General features: G+C 39.4%; 19 protein-coding genes. 8 read left to right on the forward strand and 11 right to left on the reverse strand.

What is annotated here, in order from left to right; genetic code table 11:
* Window positions 1–12 precede the first annotated feature (12 nt).
* Window positions 13–882 (forward strand): MBL fold metallo-hydrolase, encoded by an 870-nt coding sequence (locus ACOB82_RS12985; RefSeq protein WP_448213400.1) that lies wholly within the window; start codon window positions 13–15, stop codon window positions 880–882.
* A gap of 30 nt (window positions 883–912) precedes the next feature.
* Here the strand turns inward: ACOB82_RS12985 and ACOB82_RS12990 are convergent, their stop codons facing one another.
* Window positions 913–1,401, reverse strand: coding sequence for a DUF2919 family protein (locus ACOB82_RS12990; protein ID WP_448213401.1), 489 nt, complete (start codon window positions 1,399–1,401; stop codon window positions 913–915).
* A 52-nt stretch (window positions 1,402–1,453) separates the two neighbouring features.
* Window positions 1,454–2,212, reverse strand: a complete 759-nt coding sequence (locus ACOB82_RS12995; RefSeq protein WP_448213402.1) for a DUF599 domain-containing protein — start codon at window positions 2,210–2,212, stop codon at window positions 1,454–1,456.
* Window positions 2,213–2,496: 284 nt separating this feature from the next.
* Between ACOB82_RS12995 and ACOB82_RS13000 the strand changes: the two genes are divergently transcribed.
* The 3 genes from ACOB82_RS13000 to ACOB82_RS13010 all read left to right on the forward strand — a co-directional run bounded on the left by ACOB82_RS13000 (window position 2,497) and on the right by ACOB82_RS13010 (window position 7,933).
* Window positions 2,497–4,857, forward strand: coding sequence for a DUF5916 domain-containing protein (locus ACOB82_RS13000; RefSeq protein ID WP_448213403.1), 2,361 nt, complete (start codon window positions 2,497–2,499; stop codon window positions 4,855–4,857).
* 174 nt (window positions 4,858–5,031) lie between these two features.
* Window positions 5,032–7,395: a carbohydrate binding family 9 domain-containing protein gene (locus ACOB82_RS13005; protein WP_448213404.1), complete on the forward strand. Its 2,364-nt coding sequence runs from the start codon at window positions 5,032–5,034 to the stop codon at window positions 7,393–7,395.
* A gap of 19 nt (window positions 7,396–7,414) precedes the next feature.
* The gene (locus ACOB82_RS13010) at window positions 7,415–7,933 is read left to right on the forward strand and encodes a prepilin-type N-terminal cleavage/methylation domain-containing protein (protein WP_448213405.1); all 519 of its coding nucleotides are present in this window, start codon (window positions 7,415–7,417) and stop codon (window positions 7,931–7,933) included.
* A 19-nt stretch (window positions 7,934–7,952) separates the two neighbouring features.
* Here the strand turns inward: ACOB82_RS13010 and ACOB82_RS13015 are convergent, their stop codons facing one another.
* The 4 genes from ACOB82_RS13015 to ACOB82_RS13030 all read right to left on the reverse strand — a co-directional run bounded on the left by ACOB82_RS13015 (window position 7,953) and on the right by ACOB82_RS13030 (window position 12,013).
* Window positions 7,953–8,507, reverse strand: a complete 555-nt coding sequence (locus ACOB82_RS13015; RefSeq protein WP_448213406.1) for a hypothetical protein — start codon at window positions 8,505–8,507, stop codon at window positions 7,953–7,955.
* A 190-nt stretch (window positions 8,508–8,697) separates the two neighbouring features.
* Window positions 8,698–9,942 carry an RDD family protein gene (locus ACOB82_RS13020; RefSeq protein ID WP_448213407.1) on the reverse strand — a complete coding sequence of 415 codons (1,245 nt, stop codon included), beginning with the start codon at window positions 9,940–9,942 and terminating at the stop codon, window positions 8,698–8,700.
* A 47-nt stretch (window positions 9,943–9,989) separates the two neighbouring features.
* Window positions 9,990–11,162: a vWA domain-containing protein gene (locus tag ACOB82_RS13025; protein WP_448213408.1), complete on the reverse strand. Its 1,173-nt coding sequence runs from the start codon at window positions 11,160–11,162 to the stop codon at window positions 9,990–9,992.
* A 5-nt stretch (window positions 11,163–11,167) separates the two neighbouring features.
* Window positions 11,168–12,013, reverse strand: a complete 846-nt coding sequence (locus ACOB82_RS13030; RefSeq protein WP_448213409.1) for an AAA family ATPase — start codon at window positions 12,011–12,013, stop codon at window positions 11,168–11,170.
* Window positions 12,014–12,360: 347 nt separating this feature from the next.
* On the opposite strand from ACOB82_RS13030, the gene cysK reads away from it, so the two are divergent.
* Together cysK and ACOB82_RS13040 are read left to right on the forward strand one after the other, a co-directional pair.
* The gene (cysK, locus tag ACOB82_RS13035; protein ID WP_448213410.1) at window positions 12,361–13,329 is read left to right on the forward strand and encodes a cysteine synthase A; all 969 of its coding nucleotides are present in this window, start codon (window positions 12,361–12,363) and stop codon (window positions 13,327–13,329) included.
* A 115-nt stretch (window positions 13,330–13,444) separates the two neighbouring features.
* Window positions 13,445–13,873 (forward strand): hypothetical protein, encoded by a 429-nt coding sequence (locus tag ACOB82_RS13040; RefSeq protein ID WP_448213411.1) that lies wholly within the window; start codon window positions 13,445–13,447, stop codon window positions 13,871–13,873.
* Between the two features lie 105 nt (window positions 13,874–13,978).
* Here ACOB82_RS13040 and ggt read toward each other — a convergent pair whose 3' ends face one another.
* Together ggt and ACOB82_RS13050 are read right to left on the reverse strand one after the other, a co-directional pair.
* Window positions 13,979–15,757 carry a gamma-glutamyltransferase gene (gene ggt / locus ACOB82_RS13045; RefSeq protein ID WP_448213412.1) on the reverse strand — a complete coding sequence of 593 codons (1,779 nt, stop codon included), beginning with the start codon at window positions 15,755–15,757 and terminating at the stop codon, window positions 13,979–13,981.
* A 12-nt stretch (window positions 15,758–15,769) separates the two neighbouring features.
* A complete protein-coding gene (locus ACOB82_RS13050; RefSeq protein ID WP_448213413.1) occupies window positions 15,770–16,360 on the reverse strand; it encodes a tRNA-uridine aminocarboxypropyltransferase in 591 nt (196 codons plus the stop codon).
* 119 nt (window positions 16,361–16,479) lie between these two features.
* Between ACOB82_RS13050 and rrtA the strand changes: the two genes are divergently transcribed.
* Together rrtA and ACOB82_RS13060 are read left to right on the forward strand one after the other, a co-directional pair.
* Window positions 16,480–17,043 (forward strand): rhombosortase, encoded by a 564-nt coding sequence (gene rrtA, locus ACOB82_RS13055; RefSeq protein WP_448213414.1) that lies wholly within the window; start codon window positions 16,480–16,482, stop codon window positions 17,041–17,043.
* Window positions 17,044–17,054: 11 nt separating this feature from the next.
* A complete protein-coding gene (locus ACOB82_RS13060; RefSeq protein ID WP_448213415.1) occupies window positions 17,055–17,828 on the forward strand; it encodes a substrate-binding periplasmic protein in 774 nt (257 codons plus the stop codon).
* On the opposite strand, the gene ACOB82_RS13065 is transcribed toward ACOB82_RS13060, so the two are convergent.
* The 3 genes from ACOB82_RS13065 to ACOB82_RS13075 all read right to left on the reverse strand — a co-directional run bounded on the left by ACOB82_RS13065 (window position 17,782) and on the right by ACOB82_RS13075 (window position 21,621).
* Entirely contained in the window at window positions 17,782–18,504 is a 723-nt protein-coding gene (locus ACOB82_RS13065; RefSeq protein ID WP_448213416.1) for an LrgB family protein, read from the reverse strand. The two genes, ACOB82_RS13060 and ACOB82_RS13065, sit on opposite strands and share 47 nt — an antisense overlap.
* Window positions 18,505–18,506: 2 nt before the next feature.
* Window positions 18,507–18,920 (reverse strand): CidA/LrgA family protein, encoded by a 414-nt coding sequence (locus ACOB82_RS13070; protein WP_448213417.1) that lies wholly within the window; start codon window positions 18,918–18,920, stop codon window positions 18,507–18,509.
* A gap of 226 nt (window positions 18,921–19,146) precedes the next feature.
* A complete protein-coding gene (locus tag ACOB82_RS13075) occupies window positions 19,147–21,621 on the reverse strand; it encodes a prolyl oligopeptidase family serine peptidase (protein ID WP_448213418.1) in 2,475 nt (824 codons plus the stop codon).
* Window positions 21,622–21,627: the final 6 nt, after the last annotated feature.

Raw genomic sequence — 21,627 nt, forward strand, 5'->3', positions numbered from 1 at the left:
GACACCGTCTCTATGCAACCTATTATTACCCCGTTTTTTCATCATGATACCTATACCTTAACTTATGTCGTGCATTGTACTGAAACCAACGAGTGCGCGATTATCGACCCTGCACTTGATTTTGACATTTTTTCTGGGCAGCTCGATGTTGAATTTGCTCAGCGCATTATTGATTTTGTGCTAAATAATCACCTAAGCGTGCGCTGGATTATGGAAACTCACGCTCATGCCGATCATGTAACAGCCGCAAGTTATTTAAAAGCTAAATTAGGTGGTCAATTAGTCTGTGGAAAAAATATCACCTCAGTACAAACCACCTTTAAAACCCTGTTCAATTTATCGGAATTTGCTAATGACGGTAGCCAGTTCGATCAGCTCGTTGCAGAGGGAGACACCATTAAACTAGGGCAATTTAATTTTGAAGTGATAGACACGCCAGGCCATACGCCAGACAGTGTCACTTATGTTATTGCAGGTAATGCTTTTGTCGGTGATACCTTATTTATGCCAGATTCTGGTTCAGCGCGATGCGATTTCCCCGATGGTTCGGCACAAGCGCTATATCAGTCGATCCAAAAAATTTACGCGCTTGGTGATAACATTAACTTATATATGTGTCATGACTATATGCCTGAAGGTCGGGAAATGGCGTATTGCTGTACGGTGGCCGAGCAAAAAGCCAATAATATTCAGATTGCGGTAGAGATTACTGAACAAGAATATATCAAAACTCGCGAACAACGCGATGGCACATTAGCAGTTCCTAGGCTAATTTACCCTTCGCTACAATTAAATATTCGTGCCGGTGAACTACCGCCGCCAGCATCGAATCATAAGCATTATTTACAAATACCACTATCTGGCACGGACAAACTGAAATAGCAATTAGTCTACGTATTAGTAAAACGATGATTAACGCTCGGGTAATGGCTCAGGAAACTCTCTTAGATTAATCTTGAGCCGTTGACTGGTCATAACTAGCAAAATGCAGATAACGCCAGTCACTACTTGCACAAGCAGATTGCTTGCACTGGTTAACAAATCAAGGTAATAAGCGATAATCAACACCATCATATCAACCGCAATCGCAGCAATAACCAGCATTTTTGTATATGGCCAAAAACGTTTAACCCATTGACTAGCGTTCGGCCTTCGTAGGCTGATCAGCAATACAACTAATAGCCCTAGGCTGCCTGATATCAAGTTGACATAAAACATATGTTGATCAGGGTATACCCACTGAATTACGCCAATGCGATCATTAAAATTAGTGACTGACATCAGCCATACTAAATAACCTCGCAGTAAGAAGGCGATGGCGACGTAAAGCACTTTCGCCAACTTAACGCAATCATATTGGTCAAAATCACTGACACTAAAATTTCGAAACTGCTCGGACATAACTATTTTATTAGATGATCGGTTAGGGTTAATTGAGGTCTTATTTGACGCTTTATTTTATTGATGCTTTAGTCGGGTTGTCATTTGCCATTTGCACAGATTTGCGCTCTCGCTCATCCCATAACAAATCTTGGCCTACGGTGATCGCTCTTACAGCTTTTGATTTAAACTCTCGAATATATAAGGTGTAAACCACAAACAAGCTGGCAACAATAAAAGCCAACGGATGGAAAAACCAACACAGCACTGCTAACGAAAAATAATAAGAGCGTAAACCATAATTGTACGAATGCGCCGCTTGATCTTGCACTACTGCCATTTGTTTCGCATAACTGCGCAAATTTTCGTTAGTACCATCAATATCAATTGGCGCAGCACCAACCATCACATTTAAAAAACCATATTGGCGCATTGACCAAGTAAAGTGGAAAAATGCCACTACAAAAATAAACGTCACCAGCGCAAGTTTTAGCTGGATAGCTAAGTGATTTGAGGCATCAGCAAATGGTAATGATGCAATCACACTTTCTAAGCGCTCAATTTGAGCAAACAAAGTTAAAACACCGGCAATTACCAGTAAAGAAGTCGAGGCAAAAAACGCAATATTTCGCTCTAAATTGGCTAATAATGCAGCTTCTGTTACTCGAATATCGCGAGTCATTAATTCGTACATCCAGTGAATGCGGTGTTGGTGTAAACAACGTGCGATACAATTTGTCGTTTTGGCTTTTTTTCGGGCAAAGATTGTATAACCTACCCAACAGCCCCAAAACACCAAAATTGACGAAATATCTAACCAACTAAACGGCATAACACTCTCTTAAACTGACTCACTGCCTTTATTTAACGATAGGGTATGACATCAGACAGTTTTTTAAAACGCTTTGCCACAAAAATAGCGTTAAATTTTCTAATTTTATATTTTTGGCTCACTCAATAATTGATACAAGTTAGTAACATCATAAGCTTATGTTCTTTATCTTACGGCACTTGTCTTAAGATATTGGTTATTTATCGAATTAGCTTTGACTCAAGTTGTAACTTCATTATGGTAACGAGTTTAATTTTGTAACTTGCTCTAACAATGGAAGACTTATGCAGCTAATAAAGAAAATGGCGCAGATTGTCGTTACTAGCATGTCAGTAATGGTGTCATTTCAAAGCTTGGCCTTTACTCCTGCCCCGCTTCAAATTCCACGAGTTAATGGTGAAATCATTATCGATGCGGAGCTAAATGAACCCCAATGGCAAAATGCTAAAAAAGTACTAGTCAATAATGTCACCCGCCCCTACGAGAATATTCCTAGCCCAGTCAACACTGAAGCATTATTAATGGAAGATGGCGGTAAATTTTATTTAGCATTTATTGCAGAAGATCCAAACCCTGAGCAAATTAGAGCATACCTTAAAGATCGCGATCGAAGCTGGGGCGATGATATCGTTGGCGTAAAAATCGACACATACAACGATCAGCGCTCTGCATACCGTTTTGTGGTCAACGCACTAGGCGTGCAAATTGACGGCATTGAAAGTGAAGTGACTAAAAAAGAAAGTGATTCATGGGACGGTATTTGGCGCAGTAAAGGTAAAATAACCGAAAATGGCTATGTTGTAGAAATGGCTCTACCACTGCGTATGCTTAACTTTAACGAAGCGCTTGAGCAACAAACTTGGGGCATTGAATTAGTACGTTTTTACCCTCGTAATGAACGCCTTCGTATTTCCAATATTGAACTTGATCGCGATAACGATTGTGAAATCTGTCAAATGCACCCCGCTACTGGCTTTGCTGGCGCTAAACAAGGTGCAAACCTAACCATCACCCCAGCGCTGGTTGTTGGTAAAACAGAAAAACTTGATGATGATGGTATCTGGCAAAAAGATAATACAACTGAACCTAGCCTTGATGTGCGCTGGGGTATAACACCTGATATTCTGCTAAACGCCACCATTAACCCTGACTTTTCAACGGTAGAATCTGATACCGCACAGCTCAACATTAACAATAATTTTGCATTGTTCAATGAAGAAAAGCGCGCCTTTTTCCTCGATAATGCCGATTATTTTGATTCGAATTACAACTTAGTTTACACCCGCAATATTAATGCCCCCAACGCTGGAGCAAAGTTAACCGGCAGAAAAGATAATCATTCATTTGGTTTGTTCGTTACCGATGACGAAACAACCAATATTTTAATTCCAGGTAACCGAGCAGCAAGTGTTGCAGAAATAGAAGCAGAGTCTCAAGCTGCTGCTTTTCGTTACCGCAACAGTTATAGCCAAGATTTAACTTTAGGCTGGATATCTACACTGCGTAGTGGCGAAAATTACCAAAACATGGTGCATGGTGTTGATGCTCGTTATCGTGCTAGCCAATTCGATGTGGTTAAATTTCAAAGCTTATACTCAAATACCGAATACCCAGAAGATTTATACCAACAGTTTTGTGATGCTGACGATGTAAGCCAATGTGCACCGGAAAATATCAAGCCCTGTACTATTAACAACTGTGATGTAAACGAAAAGGTACTGCGAGCACAGCAAGACGATGCCTTTAGTGGTAATGCATTTCGTTTTGGCTATTATCATAACGACAGAGATTGGCACTATAAAGTGACTTACGATAAGCAAAATAAGGGCTTTCGTGGTGATCTAGGCTTTATAACACAGGTAGATTTTAATCGTTTTCTCATTGGCGGTGATCGCAAGTGGTATGCAAAACCGGGCACATGGTGGAATAAAATCAAAATTTATTCCGACTGGGATATTTCTCACAATGATAATGGTGAGCTTTTAGAAAAAGAATTTGACCTAAGCTTTCAGCTAAACGCCATGTATGAATCTCACTTTAACTTTTCCTACAGCAACCGAGATCGAGTCGGCAATCGCATAGATGGCTCTCGTTTAACCATTGATAACAATACGACCTTATTTACAGAAAATGAGTTTGCATTTTTTGGTGAAGTAAAACCCATTTCTGGGCTGTACCTCAATACCCGTTTCGGTTGGGGTGATAAAGTTGATTTATTAAATAATCGACTTGGTTATAAAAAAGAAGTTCGGCCAACCATTAATTGGAATGTTAATCGACACTTAGAATTAAAATTACGCCATACGTTTCGAGAGCTTAATGCCGATGGTGCGAATGTGTTTACAGCGCGTTTGACTGACTTTAGAACAACTTATCAATTTAACGTGCAAAGTTTTCTACGCTTAAGTTTAATCTACAACAACACAACCCGTAACGCTGACAACAACCCACTAGTTGATCCTGCAGATATTACAGCTCATAGTCGCGATCTTTCAGCTCAGCTACTTTATGCCTATAAAATCAATCCACAAACAGTATTTTATCTCGGTTATTCTGAACATCAGTATGGCGAAGATGCATTTAATGAGATGGAAAAAGACCTGCGTAGTGCCTTTATGAAGTTTAGTTATGCCTGGCTTAGCTAACATTTTTGCACTTAAGCATAATTGCACATGAGCAATATCTAACAAAGGTCTGATTATCAGGCCTTTTTTAATTAACAATTGTTTAATGGTTAAGAATTTGTCACAATTATTGAAGAATATTTATTCATTCTGCTTTTTATCAATAATAAAAAAAATTAATCAAGGCATTCAAAGATGTACGCCAAAATTTGTAAAGGATTACTTGTCAGTTTACTCGGGTTATCGTCATTAACACTTGCTAACCAGTTTGACCAACAAGCGCAACAACAGCTCTCTATTCCCTATGTTGATTTACCAGTAACCATTGATGGTGAACTAGATGATGAAATTTGGCGACATGCCAAAGTGATCATGCTCGACACCGTCACTAGCCCTTATGACAACACCCCAAGCCCAGTTAAAACTGAAGCACGAATTGTCGATAATGGTAAAGAGCTCATATTGTCGTTTATTGCTGATGATCCTAACCCTGAGCAAATTATTGCTTCGATAGGTGAGCGTGACACCAAATGGTTTGATGATGTCGTCGGCATCAAAATCGATACCTTAAATAACCGTAGAATCACCTACAGTTTTTTCGTAAACCCGTATGGCGTTCAAAACGATGAAACTTACAACGAAATTACCGATCAGCTTAATGAGTTATGGGACGGTATTTGGCAATCATTTGGCAAGGTGACCCAAACTGGCTATCAAGTTGAAATGGCGATCCCCTACCATATTTTAAACTTCGATGAATCCCAAACGATAAAACAATGGCCATTTGAACTAGTTCGTGTATATCCACGTGATAAGCGTTTGCGCCTTTCCAATATCAAACTCGATCGTGATAACGCTTGTTGGGTTTGCCAATATCCAATGGCACAAGGTTTTGAGCAAGCAAAAATTGGCAGCAATATTCAACTTACGCCAGCGCTAGTTGCCAGCTACGAAGAATCACGCGATTTATTTAGTGAAACGCCTGTTTGGCAAGATGATACCAGTGTAGAGCCAAGCTTAGACTTACGTTGGGGTATCAACCCTAAAACCCTATTTAATGCCACAATAAACCCTGATTTCTCTACCGTTGAAGCTGATGCGGGGCAACTCAGCGTTAATAAAAAGTTCTCACTGTTTTATGATGAAAAACGTGCTTTCTTTCTAGAGAACAACAACTTTTTTGAAGGGATTACTAATTTAGTCTACACCCGTAACATTGCCGATCCTGACTACGGGGTAAAAATTACCGGTAGCCAAGATGCACACAATTACGGCGCGTTTATTAGTCATGACGCTGAAACCAACTTTATTTTATCAGGTAACTTAAGTGCGCAAATAGCGTCACTCAATACAGAAAGTCATTCTGCTGCATTCCGTTATTTATATGATGTCAATCAAGATATGACCATAGGTCTAACTTCTACGTTACGTAAAGCGGATGATTATCATAATTATGTCGCTGGCGTTGATGGCAGTTATCGATTAGATGGTGCCAATTTATTTGCCGCCCAAGCATTAGTCAGTAATACCGAGTATCCTGACGAGCTGTTTAATGACTTTTGTTGGGGTGATTGCAATCAACTACCTGAACGTTGTGAGTTCGGTGACTGCGCATTTAATGAACAAGTGTTGCGAGCTAAAAAAGATGGCGATTTTAGTGGCAACAGCTACAAGCTAGGCTATTACCACCAATCTGAATACTGGCAAATAACTGCTGAGCGCTCGAGCTTTAGTGATGACTTTCGCGCAGATCTTGGCTTTGTTAACCGCATCGACTACCTAGACGATAGCATTAATATTAAACGAACATTTTACCAAGATACTGACGCTTTATGGTCAACGTTTGAACTCGGTGGAAAATATAGTATTCAGCACAATGACAATGGCGAATTAATTAATCGCGACAATACGCTTTATTTCTATGCCGATGGCCCTATGCTCTCTCGTGTAGAGCTGTCATTGATTGATGCAGATAAAACTGGTCTTCGCGTCGACGGTAGTTTGTTAGCTATTCTCGGAAACACCCAGCGTTTTAACGAACAGCAATTACATTTGTTTGCCCAAATCAGACCAACCAATACCACCTATTATTCAATTGATAGTACGATTGGCGACAAAATTGACTATGATAACAATCGTTTAGGTGAAACCTTCGAAATCACTGGGAATTTTACTTGGCACCCCAATCAACATTTGGAAATAGATATTTATCATACCTATAGCCGATTAGATGCGGATAGCTTAAGTGGCACCAATGATGAAGTATTTACCGCAAACCTAACCGATGCACGAATACGCTATTATTTTGATGTTGCCAGCTCAATTAAACTCAGCATGGTGTATCAAGACATTGCCTATAACCCAGAAAATAATCCGTATTATTTCTTTAGTGAAACCGAGCGCAGTTTAGCTACGCAATTAATTTACTCCTATAAAGTCAATCCACAAACGGTGTTTTTCCTAGGTTATTCAGACAACAGTTTTGAAGACGATTATTTAGGTAAATTAAAACAATCACAACGTACTATTTTTTCAAAAATTAGTTACGCTTGGCGCTAATAATAGAGGCTACTAAAAAGTGAAGTCGTATTGCAAAACAACTGCTCAAGGATTTACCCTAATTGAACTAGTCGTTGTTATCGTGATTTTAGGGGTATTAGCGGCAACGGCCCTACCTAAATTTATTAACTTGTCAAACGATGCAAAAGCCAGCGTACTCACTCAAATTAAAGCGACGGTTAAAGCGGCAAATCAACTATTAACGTTAAAGTCAAAGATGCCCAGCTATACTACTCAACCGGTACCTGGTCGCAATGATTTAATCGATATTGACTTAGATAACGATGGCATTATCGATTTGGCTAAAGGTGTCGATGTGCGTTTAAAGTGGCATTACCTTGATAATACCGATGTCTATAAACGTATAGAGCTATCTGATCCGTTTATTTTTGAAGAGCAAGGCATAGATTTCACTTACATAGGTTACGACGTTAACAGCAATGGTGAAGTAAAAGACGATGGCTGTTACTTTCTTTATACCCAAGCTCAATCTGCCAGTGTTCAACCAAGCTATGACATAGTGAGTGACGGTTGTTAATTACAATTTTTAAATAAGTTTATTTAAATTTAACCGTTTTATTTGAGCGTTGATACGTGCGTTGCTCTGGTGTAGTCCACTCACCATTTTTTAAATAACTGGTGGCAATATTCATCGTATTTCCGTTAAGTGAGCTGGTTGATTTCACCTGAGTAATGCCATCTTTATTGCCAGTAACTTGCTCATAAGCAATAAAGCTATTCACGCCTGTCATTTCCATCCAGCCTTGGGTATAAAAGCCAGCAGTAGTAAAATAATAAAACACGATTTTATTTTGCTTTTTATCAAAAAATATTAATGACTCACCACCATAGGCGCCTTCATTAATAGAGTGCAAAGTCCGTATTGTTGTGCCATTAAGTGCCCGCTCCCACTTAGAGACATCAAGTACTTTCTCCTGCCCTGGCTGAACGGCAAAGTTTGACTCCCATGTGCCGAGATAAGGTTCAAAGACTTTGAGTGGTTCAACTAACGATGTTGGTTTAGCGATTTGATCATTGGCTTGCGAACTAAAAATGCCAACAGCAAACAAAAATACAGTGCATTGAAATGCTAATTTAACAAATCTCTTCATAAGTTCCGCCTTACTTTTGTGGTAAAAATTAACGTGATAAAAATTAACGTGGTTAAAGTTAACGTGTAAAAGTTTATTTGTTACTGCTTTTTGCACCAATTACTATTGCCATAATAATTATCACAAGTATATATACCCTGTAAGCCAAGCTAGTTAAACAGGTTCAGAATAACTTTAATTACAATAACAGTTAAAGCTTAGCCTGATTTTCTGAATTACCGGTACTGGTTATTACTACCGTTGACGAAATTTTATCTTGTATTGCTTGGCGATTAGGATCCCAGATAATTTGTAGAAACCCTAACAAACCTGTAGCTAAACCTGCGCCATAACCGCCGTATCGGCCAAAACTGTCCCAAACGCTTAATGGCGTTCCATCCAGTTGAATAACGCGAATGCCCATTAATTTCTTTCCAGGTGTTTGCCCCTGCCATAAAGCGGTAAACGCAGTGAAATATAATGCCGCCCAGCCAAAGCCTAAACCAAGATCGTTAATAATGCCTTTAAACCACTCAATAATTGAATGGGAAGAATTATCTTGTTCAACAGTTGGCTCAATTCCATTTTTAGCAATTTGTTGTTGGACATCATTTGTGATTGCTTGCCCAAGGTTTTCTTTATTTAACTTCGTATTGCTACTCTTTTTATTTAGCCCTGAATTTGATGCTGACTCTTCTGCCATTATTTGCTGACCAAGATCATCGGCCAATAGCTGGTGTAACTTTTGGCGTTCCGGCGCCTCTAAATTCGTTTGCTCAGTCATGCCTTCAATAACATCATCAAGATCATCAATTTTTTCTTTAACTGCTACCTCGGCAATTTGTGTTAACAATGGGTTAAATTCACCATGCCAACAATCAATTGACTGACAAGCACTTTGCTTTTTAATGCTAGCAACCTTAGCGACAATCGCTGCTATTTTAATGGTTGAACTTAAACTCAAATCTTCGGCTGTTACAACATTAGCGCTATCGTTAGTTGAAGCAGATTGATCAAATTCAGCAATAATTTTAGGTAATACATCTAGCAGCATGACGAATAAAATAAAGGCACCAATAGCTCTCATTATTGTGCGTCTGCGTCGGCCCTTGACCTTGCCCATTTTTTCCGCGCGCTTATTATTCCCTAAACGATACGCAACAATCGCAAAGGTTAACGCCAGTAATTCGCCTGGAGCGCCACTTAACATAGCAATTAAAAACATATCAAAGGTAATTGCAATAGCGCGACGCCAAGGTTTTGCTAGCGGCACGCCAAATAGGGTTTTATCAATTTCAAACGCGAACGGCGTTAAGATTTGACGCGTTTCTTCATTGGACATAGCATGCGCTTCAGTCGGATCTGAAGGCCTTGCCGCTTTACTTCCTTTGTTATGATCGACTGACTTATTTAACGAACTATCAGTAACTGATCTAGCGGGAATTTTATCGTTCATCTCTTTGTCCATGTGTAATTATGCTCTTAACGCCGGTTTTTTTAATCCTACAATAGCGCTTTAATCCCTTGTGTTAGCCCAGCAATGGTCATTGGGTACATTTCCTTATTTACCAACTGCTGCATAATTTGTATCGATGGATAATAACGCCACGCCTGTTCAGGTTGAGGGTTAAGCCAGATAACTTTATCAAAATGATCGGTTACTCGCTCCATCCAAACACTACCCGGCTCTTGATTCCAATGCTCAACACTACCACCAGGATAAGTAATTTCATAAGGCCCCATAGTAGCATCGCCAACAAAAATCACTTTATAATCACGACTAAATTTGTGAAGTACATCAAGTACATCCATACCTTCGTTATAGCGCCTAGCATTATCGTGCCATACTTGCTCATAAAGGCAATTGTGGAAATAAAAGAATTCTAAGTGCTTAAATTCGGTATGCACTGCTGAAAACAGTTGCTCACACACTTTGATGTGATCATCCATCGAGCCGCCAACATCAAAGAACATCAATACTTTTACCGCGTTATGACGTTCTGGTTTCATTTTTATATCAAGATAGCCTGCATTTTTTGCGGTGGCGGCAATAGTATCATCAAGCGCTAACTCATCACTGGCACCGGTTCGGGCGAATTGTCTAAGTTTTCTTAATGCCACTTTTATATTGCGCGTGCCGATTTCAACTTGATTATCTAAATTGCGATATTGGCGCTTATCCCACACTTTAACTGCTTTCCGATGACGCGATTCTTTTTGACCAATACGCACACCTTCAGGATTATAACCATAGGCACCAAATGGTGACGTACCGCCTGTACCGATCCATTTATTACCACCTTGATGACGTTTTTCCTGCTCTTTTAGGCGCTCAGCTAACGTTTCCATCAACTTTTCAAAGCCACCTAATGCATCAATCGCCGCTTTCTCTTCTTCGCTTAGCGTTTTTTCCAGCTGTTTACGTAACCACTCATCTGGAATATTCGATAAATCAAGGTCAAGAGATTCAACACCTTTAAAATAATCAGCAAAAGCCCGATCATAGCGATCAAAATAACTTTCATCTTTAACTAAAATTGCCCGACTAACGGTATAAAAACTATCGATATCAGCAAACACTACATTTTTTTCTAGCGCGCGAATTAAGTCGAGCAACTCTCGAATGGTACAAGGTACACGGTATTCTCTTACCTTTAAGAAGAAGCCAATTAACATAGCTTTTAGCGACCTGAACGATTCATAAAGGCTAGCTTTTCAAATAAATGAACATCTTGCTCATTTTTTAATAGCGCGCCATGTAATGGAGGGATCGCTTTAGTTTGCTGAGTTTCTCGTAATACTTCAGGTGAAATATCTTCAGCTAACAGTAGTTTTAACCAATCAATAAGTTCTGAAGTTGACGGTTTTTTCTTTAAGCCAGGTATTTCTCGCAAATCAAAAAATACCGCTAGCGCTAGGTCTAATAAGGCCTTTTTAATATTTGGGAAATGCACATCAACAATGGCTTGCATTTCATCCGCTTCTGGGAAATTAATGTAATGGAAGAAACAGCGGCGTAAAAAGGCGTCCGGTAGCTCTTTCTCATTATTAGAGGTGATAATCACGATTGGTCGCTGTTTCGCAACTACACGCTCTTGGGTTTCATAAACAAAGAATTCCATTTTATCGAGTTCAAGTAATAAATCGTTTGGAAATTCAATATCTGCCTTATCAATTTCATCAATTAGCAAAATCGGACGTTGTTCATGGGTAAATGCCTGCCAAAGCTTACCTTTGACAATGTAGTTACTAATATCTTTTACTTTTTCATCACCCAGTTGGCTGTCACGTAAACGTGATACTGCATCATATTCATATAAGCCCTGTTGCGCTTTGGTGGTTGATTTTATATGCCAAGGAATAAGCTCGGTCTGTAAACTGGCAGCAAGCTGTTCTGCCAACATAGTTTTACCAGTGCCCGGCTCCCCTTTGATTAACAACGGCCTTTCTAAAGCTATTGCAGCATTAACAGCAAGTTGTAATTCTTTTGATGCAATATATTCATCGGTACCGGTAAATTGAGACATGTTTAATTCCAAAACCTTTTAAAAATAAGTTAATTGTAATGACTAAATTCTATAACAATTCAATTATTTAATGCATCAACAGCAACTGAATAATTTCCATTAACCAGCCAATTAGCTTATTCCAGACAATTTTTGCCATAAAAACCTTGTTTACTATCACCTAGTTTTGTTTTTAATTGAGCTTCTTATTCCTTTTTTGCATATAAGATATAACGAAAAAGCACTTTGATTTTTACCAATACCCGCTAATCTAGGCAGGTAGAGAAACGATGCTATATTATTATCAACAGTGTTTAAGACGAGCTGTTAAAAATGCGCCGTTTACAAAGAAACAACAGGACCTAATCATGACTAATATTTTTCAAGACAACTCAACTAGCATTGGCAACACACCACTGGTTAAGTTAAACCGAGTAACGAGCGGAAACGTATTTGCTAAAATCGAAGCACGCAACCCAAGCTTCAGTGTCAAGTGTCGTATCGGTGCCAGCATGGTTTGGGATGCAGAAGAAAAGAATTTACTTGGCGAAGGTAAAGAAATTATCGAACCAACCAGTGGTAATACCGGTATTGCCCTTGCGTTCGTTGCGGCGGCGAGAGGCTACCCAATTACATTAACCATGCCAAATACCATGAGCTTAGAACGTCGTAAATTACTTGCGGCACTTGGTGCGAAATTAGAGTTAACCGAAGGTGCCAAAGGCATGAAAGGCGCAATTGAAAAAGCGCAAGAAATTCGTGACTCTGATCCAGAGCGTTATGTATTACTTGGTCAGTTTGATAACCCTGCCAACCCGAAAATCCATGAAGAAACTACTGGCCCTGAAATTTGGCAAGACACCGACGGTAACATTGACGTATTTGTTGCAGGTGTAGGCACCGGCGGTACGATTACAGGTGTAAGTCGCTACATTAAAAATACTCAAGGTAAAGCCATTACCACAGTTGCGGTAGAACCAGTTGACTCACCTGTTATTACTCAAGCTAAAGCAGGCGAAAAATTAACGCCAGGTCCTCATAAAATTCAAGGCATTGGCGCTGGTTTTATCCCTGGTAATTTAGATTTAGCTTTAGTCGACGCTGTTGAACAGGTATCGAATGACGATGCTATGGCGATGGCCCACCGTTTAATGAAGGAAGAAGGTATTTTAGCCGGTATTTCTTCAGGCGCTGCCGTAGTAGCGGCTAGTCGCTTAGCAGAGCGACCAGAGTATGCTGATAAAAATATTGTTGTGATTCTACCAAGTTCAGCTGAGCGTTACTTATCAAGCCCCTTGTTTGGTGATAGTTTTACTGAAAAAGAATTAGTACAGTAGTTTAAATAACTGACTAATTTATTTAAAAAAGGCGCTGTTAGCGCCTTTTTTCGTGCAAGTTATTGGTAGTTATGCTTAAAATATAACAAACAAGTACTTTCACTGAATTAACCGTATGAAATTTATTATAAGTATAGTTACAGCTCTTTCCTTATTTTTAACTGGCTGTAGTACAGAAGAAGAAATCACTGAAATACCTAATCCTGAACTGGTTGCCATCGCATTTTTTGATGCGCTTTATAACCAAAAAGACGTTAAAAAAGCCGCGTCTGTATGCTCACCAAAACTCTCTCGTATTTTATTACACTATAAGTCACCGACCGCGGTTGGCCGTCACTTATTCAATATGTCATATGACAAAGTCGAAATTAAAGCAGATGACAGCGGCGTAAAAGTACGAGAGCAGTTTAAAGATAGCGCCACCGTTACCTTATACTTCGATGGCTATTACCATGACGAGCGCTTAAAAGAAGTAAAAAGACTGAGCTTAGTTCAAATTGATGATCGCTGGGTTATCGATAAAATTTTAAAAGATCCATTTTAAAAAGCATGTTTTATAAGGGCACTCATGTTTTATTGGGGCACGCTGTAGACATCTGAAAATAGAAAAAGCGGCTTTGGCCGCTTTTTTAATGAAAGAAATATTTGGTTATTTCGCCAGCACTAGCCCTTCTCGCCTTGGATCCGCACCGCCTCGCAATTGACCGTTATTTAGTTCTATTGCTTGTATGCCACTGTTTAAGTCTCTGATCTGAACCTTATGCCCTTTAGCTTCCAACATTGGCGCCAATTCAGTAATAGCAGTACCTTTTTCTAGCGTTGTCACTTTATTGCGGTTAGTCACTTTAGGTAAGTTAATCGCTTGTTGTGGATCGAGTTGCCAATCTAATACCCCAACAATTGTTTGTGCGACATAGTTAATAATTCGACTGCCACCCGGCGAGCCAACAATAAGTTTTAAACTATCATCTTTATTAAACACCAACATAGGCGCCATCGAACTACGTGGTCGCTTAAATGGTTCTACGCGGTTTGCTACCGGCTGACCATTTTTATTTGGCGATAACGCAAAATCTGTTAGCTGATTATTTAAAATAAAGCCATTAACCATCACCGCTGAGCCAAACGCCATTTCGACACTGGTCGTCATTGAAATGGCGTTACCATCACCATCAATAATAGCAATATGGCTAGTTGAAGGACGCTCGAAGCTATCATCACTGGCGTAAACCAATTCTTTAACTGGTTGCCCTGCTTCTGCCAACCCCATATCTTTTTTAGGGTTAATTAGTGCCGAGCGCGAGGCTAGATATTCACCGCTAACTAACGCTTGAGTAGGCACTGTGACAAAATCGCTATCAGCGACGTACTTCTCGCGATCAGCAAAGGCTAGTCTTGAACTTTGAGTAAATAAATGAATGGCATCAAGAGAATTGGCAGGCATATCCGCTAAATTAAACGGCGCTAATTGCCCAAGAATCTGAATCACCGCAATGCCACCTGAACTTGGTGGCGCCATGCCGCAAAGTTTGTAGTCCCGATATTCACCACACACCGGTTTACGCCATTTTGACTGGTAATTCGCCATATCTGATAACGACAAAACACCTGGCGCAATAGCTGAGTGATTTACCGCATTAACAATGTCTTGGGCGATTTCACCTTGGTAAAAGGCTGAAATTCCTTGCTCAGCAATTTGACGATAAGCCTTGGCAAGTGGCTTATTAATTAAAATGTCACCTGCTTTGATTGCTTTGCCATCAGGGTAAAAATAGCGATTTATTTCATCTAATTTGCTCATACCTGGATTTAATTGCATCGCCACCAACTTTTCTAAACGAAGCGAAACAATAAAACCTTGTTCTGCAAGAGTGATAGCTTCATCAAATAGTGATTTCCACGGTAACTTGCCATATTTGTCATGGGCGGTTTTTAAACCATGTAAAACCCCTGGCACGCCCACTGAACGGCCACCCACTACTGCGTCTATCCAGCGAATGGCTTTACCTGACTTTTCAACAAACATATCAGCACTGGCTTTTTCAGGCGCCGTTTCACGGCTGTCGATCGTTTCAAGCGTTTGATCTTTCTCATTCCAGTGCAAAATAAAGGCGCCACCGCCAATTCCTGACGACTGAGGTTCCACTAACGTTAACACCAGCTGCACGGCAATGGCAGCGTCAATAGCACTACCACCTTTTGCTAGGATATTAAAACCTGCTCGGCTGGCATAAGGATTGGCAGCTGCCACCATATATTCACTGCCAACCACCACTTGCTTTTCGGTTATACCCGTTGCGGCTTCTGGTTCACGAGTTTCCTGTACTTTCCCCGCGCTTGTTGCATAACTATTATCAGAAAATAATAGTGAGCCACTTAATGCTGATATCAGCACGGCTAAAGGTAAAATATTTGATTTCATTAACATTAAATTTCCAGATTATTTCCTAAACGATAACTGAATTTGGTTTAACTGCGCAAAACTTTTTACTAATTCATCATATTTGTTCGGCGAGTTTTCTAACAAGCCTAAAGCCAAACAACTGGCTTCTAAAGTTGATAATGCCGCCTTTTTGGTCGTTTTTCTGATCAAGTATTTTCCCTCAACTCCTTCAGGCAAACGTAAGCACTTAAGTTGCTGTAAACCACTCGATAATTGATACATTTTGTAGACTTTTTTCCAAGTACCATCGAGTACAATCAGTGTGATATTTTCTAACGATTGTACCGAGCCACTATTAACAAATGTCGTTATATCAAGTGCTTTTGGGTCTGGGTATAACACGCATAATTGCCGCGAAGTATTATTTAAAAAGTCCTGAAACTCTTGGTGCTGATCAAAATTTTCACCAACAAAAGTCTGGGTATTCTTAAGTGAATTAGTTAATAGGTTGACCGTACCTTTGGGGTGATTTACTTCCTTAGGATGCTGAAGTACAACTAATTCCACGTCGTTCGCCACCGCAGTAAATAAATGGCAAATACACACTGATGCTGGTCGTTGGCATTTTGTGCAATAGGCTCTAGCCATCGCTATTACTTCTCTTTACACTTATTAGTTCTTTTAGACCTGATCATACACAAGGCTAAGCCACTTTGCTTTCGAAAAAAACAACCAAAATTGTCAATCATTGTTTCCCTGCTGCACTTGTGGCTTTTATTGCACTACTCACTTTTGTTTTCAACCAATTTGTCGGTGTCTTTGAATACGACAAAACAGCGATACTCGCCGGAGAATACTGGCGTTTACTTACTGGGCACTTTTTTCATACCAATGGCTTTCATTTGCTATTAAACCTTGCAGGTTTAACACTGCTAACATTTTTACATTGGCATTTTTATCACACAAAAACTTATCTAGGTTTATTCATATTTTGTTCGCTTTTTATCAGTATTGCGTTATTAGAATTTTCAGAGCTTTCTCGGTATGTAGGTTTATCAGGCGTACTTCATGGCATTTTTGCCTGGGGTGCATTAAAAGATATTTTAGCGAAAGAAAAAACTGGGATATTTTTATATTTAGGGCTTTGGGTAAAAGTAGTTTTTGAACAACTTAATGATGAAAACCAAGCGTTAGCCGATTTAATTGAAGCCAGTGTCGCCATTGATGCTCATTTATGGGGAGCGCTAGCCGGCACACTCTATTTTTTAGTTGTCTATTTTTTAACGCCAGTTAATAATGATGTGAGCTCGTCAAGCACTAACAATAATTAAAAAGCAGTTGAATGAGAAAAACACTCGCCACCTTAATTTTATTTTTTGTGTCAAACACTGCAATTGCGCAGCAGCCCGACACGATCCGGTTTCTTACCGAACATTTACCACCATTTCAAATTTACGATAAAGGGGAAGTTGGCGGTTTTACCACTGAAATAATTGATACGGCGTTAAAAACGACATCGCTAAACTATAAGTTTACCGTCTACCCTTGGACTCGCGCTTACAATATGGCGCAAAAGCTCAAAAATACCTGTATCTATTCAATCGCCCGAACGCCGGAGCGTGAACCATTATTTAAGTGGCTACAGGTGATAGCCCATTCAGACTCGACCTTTATCGGGCTTAGCGACGATAAACATATCAAGATAAATTCTATAGAAGATGCCAAACGCTACAAAATTGCGGTAATACGAGATGATGCGACCCATCAAATATTACTTAAAAAAGGCTTTGAAGAAGGAGTTAACTTATTCGTCGTAAACAACACCTACTCTTTGCTTAAATTATTAGTTCAGCGTAAAGGTATTGATTTGATTTTGGCCGATATCATGACTGTACAATACCGTGCAGCATTTGATGGGCTATCCCCTGATTTATTTAAACCTTACTATAAACTTAATGAAAAGCCGCTAGACTTTTATCTCGCGTGCAGTTTATCAACACCTGATGAAACAGTTTCAACCATCAATAATGCCCTGACAGAGCTTATTACATCAGATCAGCAACAGGCCATTATCCAACGTTGGAAACGCCAAGCACTTGAAAAGCCAAAGGAATAAGCACAGGGCTTAATATTGCCGTTATTAATGCCGACAATATTAGCGCCAGCGAAGAAAATGCGCCATGTTCGTAGCTTAATGGCGTAATACTAGCGGTTCCTAAGGCATGACTAGCACAACCTATTGCTAAGCCTTGTGACTTTTTACAATGCACGCCACAAACACTCAATATTTTAGGCCCTAACGCTCCGCCAACAAAGCCAGCAACAATAATAGCGACAGCAGTAATAGCAGCAACACCGTTTAGTTGTTGTGTCAGTGCTAAACCAATGGGTGTTGTTACAGATTTAAGCGATAACGAAACGGCAATATCAGTTTGCCTAAACAGCCAAACAGCCAAAATGCAATTAGCCACTAAAGTAATAGCTATGGTAGATGCTAGTACTATCAGCACTTGTTTTATTTGCGACCTAATAATCTGCAATTGTTGATATAACGGATAACCCAGCGCGACAATTGCTGGTTCTAGCAAATAGCTAAAAATTTTAGTCTGTTGATAATATTGTTCAAACGACACATTAAAGTTCATTAACATAGGAATAATCACCAACATACTAAGTAGCATTGGGTTTAGCCAAATTAGCTGACTTTTTTGTTGAATGATATAGAACAGTTGATAGATACAAACTGTTGCTAAGCAATAAATAATAAAGGCGGTCACACTAAAAGAAAGCATACTTAGTCACTCCCTCTAGTTACTGATTTTTCTTGCTCAGTGTTTTCTTGAATAGTGTTTTCTTGAATAGCTTTTTCCTGTTTAGCTAAGCTAAATTGGTAAGCCTTACCCACTAATACCATCAGCAATATTGTCGTCACTATGGTAAACAGTAATAACCCTAGTCCATTGGCCTTCAACAAATCAAAGTAGTTCATAATGCCAACACCTGCTGGCACAAAACAAACCCCTGTATACTTAATTATCCATTCAATTGTTTGTTTGATCTGGTCTGCTTTAAACACTTCAGTATTTAAACCAATTGCAAAATAAAACATACCATAAAGACTAGCCGGTATTATTGGTACAATATGCTGAGTAATATAGCCAAGCGCTAAACACAAAAAGATAACGAAAACACTGTAAATATGGGACAAAGTGATTTGAAATTAACGGAAAATTGTAAGGTCATCTTAATCATAAACCAGCGAAAAGTCATTGCTTTAAACTGACTTTCACAAACGCTGTAGCGAATATTTACCTCTCGATATTATTAACTGCTAAAAACAAAAACGCGCCAATATATAGCGCGTTTTTACTTCTATTATTCGAAAGTTAAATAGCTTTTCTTTACATTCATATGTTTGAAAAGCTAACGGCTACTTATAGTGTTTGCTCGAACAATTTATAGATTCGACGATATTCATTTAACCAAGAGCTTGGCTGAACGAAGCCGTGAGGTTCTACAGGGTAAATAGCTGTTTCAAAGTCTTGCTTTTCAAGCTCTATTAACCTTTGCACCAATCGTACCGTGTCTTGGAAAAAGACATTGTCATCAACCATAGGCGCATTAATCAGTAATGGCTTATTTAGACCTTCAGCAAAATAAATTGGTGAACTACGCTCATAAGCGATTGGATCGACACCTGGTGTGTTCAAAATATTGGAAGTATAACCATGGTTATAATATGCCCAATCACTTACTAGACGAAGTGCCGCACCTGATTGGAAAGTTTCAGGTTCAGTAAACAATGCCATAAGTGTAAGAAAACCACCATAAGAGCCACCATAAGTACCAATGCGATTACGATCTACATTGGCATTTTCCACTAGCCATTCAACACCATCAAGCATATCTTGCACTTCAGGTTTACCCATATGACGGTAAATTGCCGTACGCCAATCACGGCCATAGCCTTTAGATGCTCGATAATCCATATCAATTACCGCATAACCTTGCTGAACTAACATTGAATGGAACATAAATTCTCTAAAGTAACCTGACCAGCCTAAATGGGCATTTTGTAAATAGCCAGCACCGTGACTAAACATTACTGCACGTAACTTTTCCGACTTTTTATCAAAATCTTTTGGCAAGTATACACGAGCATAAATTGGCTCTTGCTGATGACTTGAAGGAATAGCAACTACAGTAGGCGCAACCCAAGGCATAGCTTTGAATTCTTCTGAAACCGTATTGGTAATTTGCTTAGACTGCCCATTACTACCAAGCTCTTTAACAAAAAGCTCCGCTGGCATAGTTACTGTCGATGACGCTAACAGTAATTTGCTTTCATCTGGGCTTAATGCGTAATCAGTTACCCCTTCAAAGTTTGTATGTTGAGTAATTTTGCCATCAGTTACATTGACAGAATAAATTTCATAAATGCCTGGATGTTTTATATTGGCTTTAAAGTAAAGCGTTGAACCATCTAATGTTTTGCTAACATTACTAACAACAAATTTGCCAGAAGTAAGCGCTTTTGCTTTACCTTTAATGGTTTTGATATATAGCTGTGAATAACCCGACTCTTCTGACAAATAGTAAAGTTGCCCGTTTGTACCTAACCAATCATATTCATTGAATGTGTAATTAATCCAGGCATCATCATGTAAGCGATGTTGTTGAACTAACTTATTTTCCAATAAATTTACTGATGCAAGCCAACGGTCTTTGTTGTCCCAAGCTTCTAGCATTACCGCTACGTTTTTACCGTCTGCTTGCCATTTAATTGGCTGGTTCATACGCATTACATGAATATTTCTTGACGAAGAAGTTGATTGATAGCTTTTGCCTTCACGCTCTGCGTTTTCTTTTTTTACTGACGCCAATACATCTTGATCAAACCCTTGTAGCTGATCATAGCTTAATGGGAACTGCTGACCTGAGGTTAAATCCAGAAGCAATAACTGCTCTTGATATTGACGTTCATCAGCAACTCGCGCCCTAACTTTCTCCGCTTTAACCATAGCGTCTTCAGAAATATAGTTAGGCATGATATCGCTATCAGCTCGGCTCGGTTTATCGTCTGTTATGCTGATCAACAGTTTGTCACCATTTGGCGATAAACTTGAATGAACTAATCGTTTTTTATCCCCCAAATAAAACTCAGTTTGGGTAATCGTACTATTTTGTGCTTTTAATCGTTCAGCTTGATCATTTTTCAACTGACGATTGCGTTTAGTTAACGCAATATAGTCAATTAGTGTTTGTTGTTCTTTAGCAATATAACTTTCGTTGTCTTGTTTAGCGTTAGGATCGGCAATAAATTTTAAGCTAGCCAGCTCTATGATGCGGTTGCCATTTAGCTGATGACGATAAAACTTATGACCTACGCGATATGCAACGTCACCGTTATTTAAAAACATCACATCGGTTTCAGCATCCGATGTATACGTCAGCTGCGACACCACACCCGACGCTATTTCTTTAACAAAAACATTGCCCTTAAATACATAAACTCGGTGAGTACCTGATGCATTCGTTTGACCATTTTGATCAGCAGCCACATGTAAGTGAGCATTATTTACTTGCTCAGCACTATCAATAGCCGCTAATGAAACTTGAAATAAATCACGTAACGGGCTGCCCTGCTGCTTTTGATGGTAATAAATATGTTGGCTGTCTGCACCCCAATACCACTGCTGAGGAGCGTTGCCCATCCAATCGGGATCACTCATGATTTTTTCTAGCGTGATTGGCTGTTCAGGGTTATTAACTTGAGTGTTTGGGGAAGTAATCGCTAATGGCACAACCGCAGCAGGTTGTGCACTATTGTGAGCGCTTGTTTGTTGAGTTGTCGATGCGCATGAAGTAATGGCTATCGCGATGGACGCGGAAATTATAAGTTTTTTCATGATCTG

This window comes from Colwellia sp. MEBiC06753 (genome assembly GCF_053470325.1).

What these genes read in the sequence shown, in the direction of transcription:
- ACOB82_RS13030 (WP_448213409.1), bottom strand. Translation starts at nt 12,013, where the DNA reads ATGTCTCAATTTACCGGTACCGATGAATATATTGCATCAAAAGAATTA.
- ACOB82_RS12990 (WP_448213401.1), bottom strand. Translation starts at nt 1,401, where the DNA reads ATGTCCGAGCAGTTTCGAAATTTTAGTGTCAGTGATTTTGACCAATAT.
- ACOB82_RS13065 (WP_448213416.1), bottom strand. Translation starts at nt 18,504, where the DNA reads ATGCTTTCTTTTAGTGTGACCGCCTTTATTATTTATTGCTTAGCAACA.
- ggt (WP_448213412.1), bottom strand. Translation starts at nt 15,757, where the DNA reads ATGTTAATGAAATCAAATATTTTACCTTTAGCCGTGCTGATATCAGCA.
- ACOB82_RS13075 (WP_448213418.1), bottom strand. Translation starts at nt 21,621, where the DNA reads ATGAAAAAACTTATAATTTCCGCGTCCATCGCGATAGCCATTACTTCA.
- ACOB82_RS13025 (WP_448213408.1), bottom strand. Translation starts at nt 11,162, where the DNA reads ATGTTAATTGGCTTCTTCTTAAAGGTAAGAGAATACCGTGTACCTTGT.
- ACOB82_RS13000 (WP_448213403.1), top strand. Translation starts at nt 2,497, where the DNA reads ATGCAGCTAATAAAGAAAATGGCGCAGATTGTCGTTACTAGCATGTCA.
- ACOB82_RS13060 (WP_448213415.1), top strand. Translation starts at nt 17,055, where the DNA reads ATGAGAAAAACACTCGCCACCTTAATTTTATTTTTTGTGTCAAACACT.
- ACOB82_RS13020 (WP_448213407.1), bottom strand. Translation starts at nt 9,942, where the DNA reads ATGAACGATAAAATTCCCGCTAGATCAGTTACTGATAGTTCGTTAAAT.
- ACOB82_RS12995 (WP_448213402.1), bottom strand. Translation starts at nt 2,212, where the DNA reads ATGCCGTTTAGTTGGTTAGATATTTCGTCAATTTTGGTGTTTTGGGGC.
- ACOB82_RS12985 (WP_448213400.1), top strand. Translation starts at nt 13, where the DNA reads ATGCAACCTATTATTACCCCGTTTTTTCATCATGATACCTATACCTTA.
- cysK (WP_448213410.1), top strand. Translation starts at nt 12,361, where the DNA reads ATGACTAATATTTTTCAAGACAACTCAACTAGCATTGGCAACACACCA.
- ACOB82_RS13005 (WP_448213404.1), top strand. Translation starts at nt 5,032, where the DNA reads ATGTACGCCAAAATTTGTAAAGGATTACTTGTCAGTTTACTCGGGTTA.
- ACOB82_RS13050 (WP_448213413.1), bottom strand. Translation starts at nt 16,360, where the DNA reads ATGGCTAGAGCCTATTGCACAAAATGCCAACGACCAGCATCAGTGTGT.
- ACOB82_RS13015 (WP_448213406.1), bottom strand. Translation starts at nt 8,507, where the DNA reads ATGAAGAGATTTGTTAAATTAGCATTTCAATGCACTGTATTTTTGTTT.
- ACOB82_RS13040 (WP_448213411.1), top strand. Translation starts at nt 13,445, where the DNA reads ATGAAATTTATTATAAGTATAGTTACAGCTCTTTCCTTATTTTTAACT.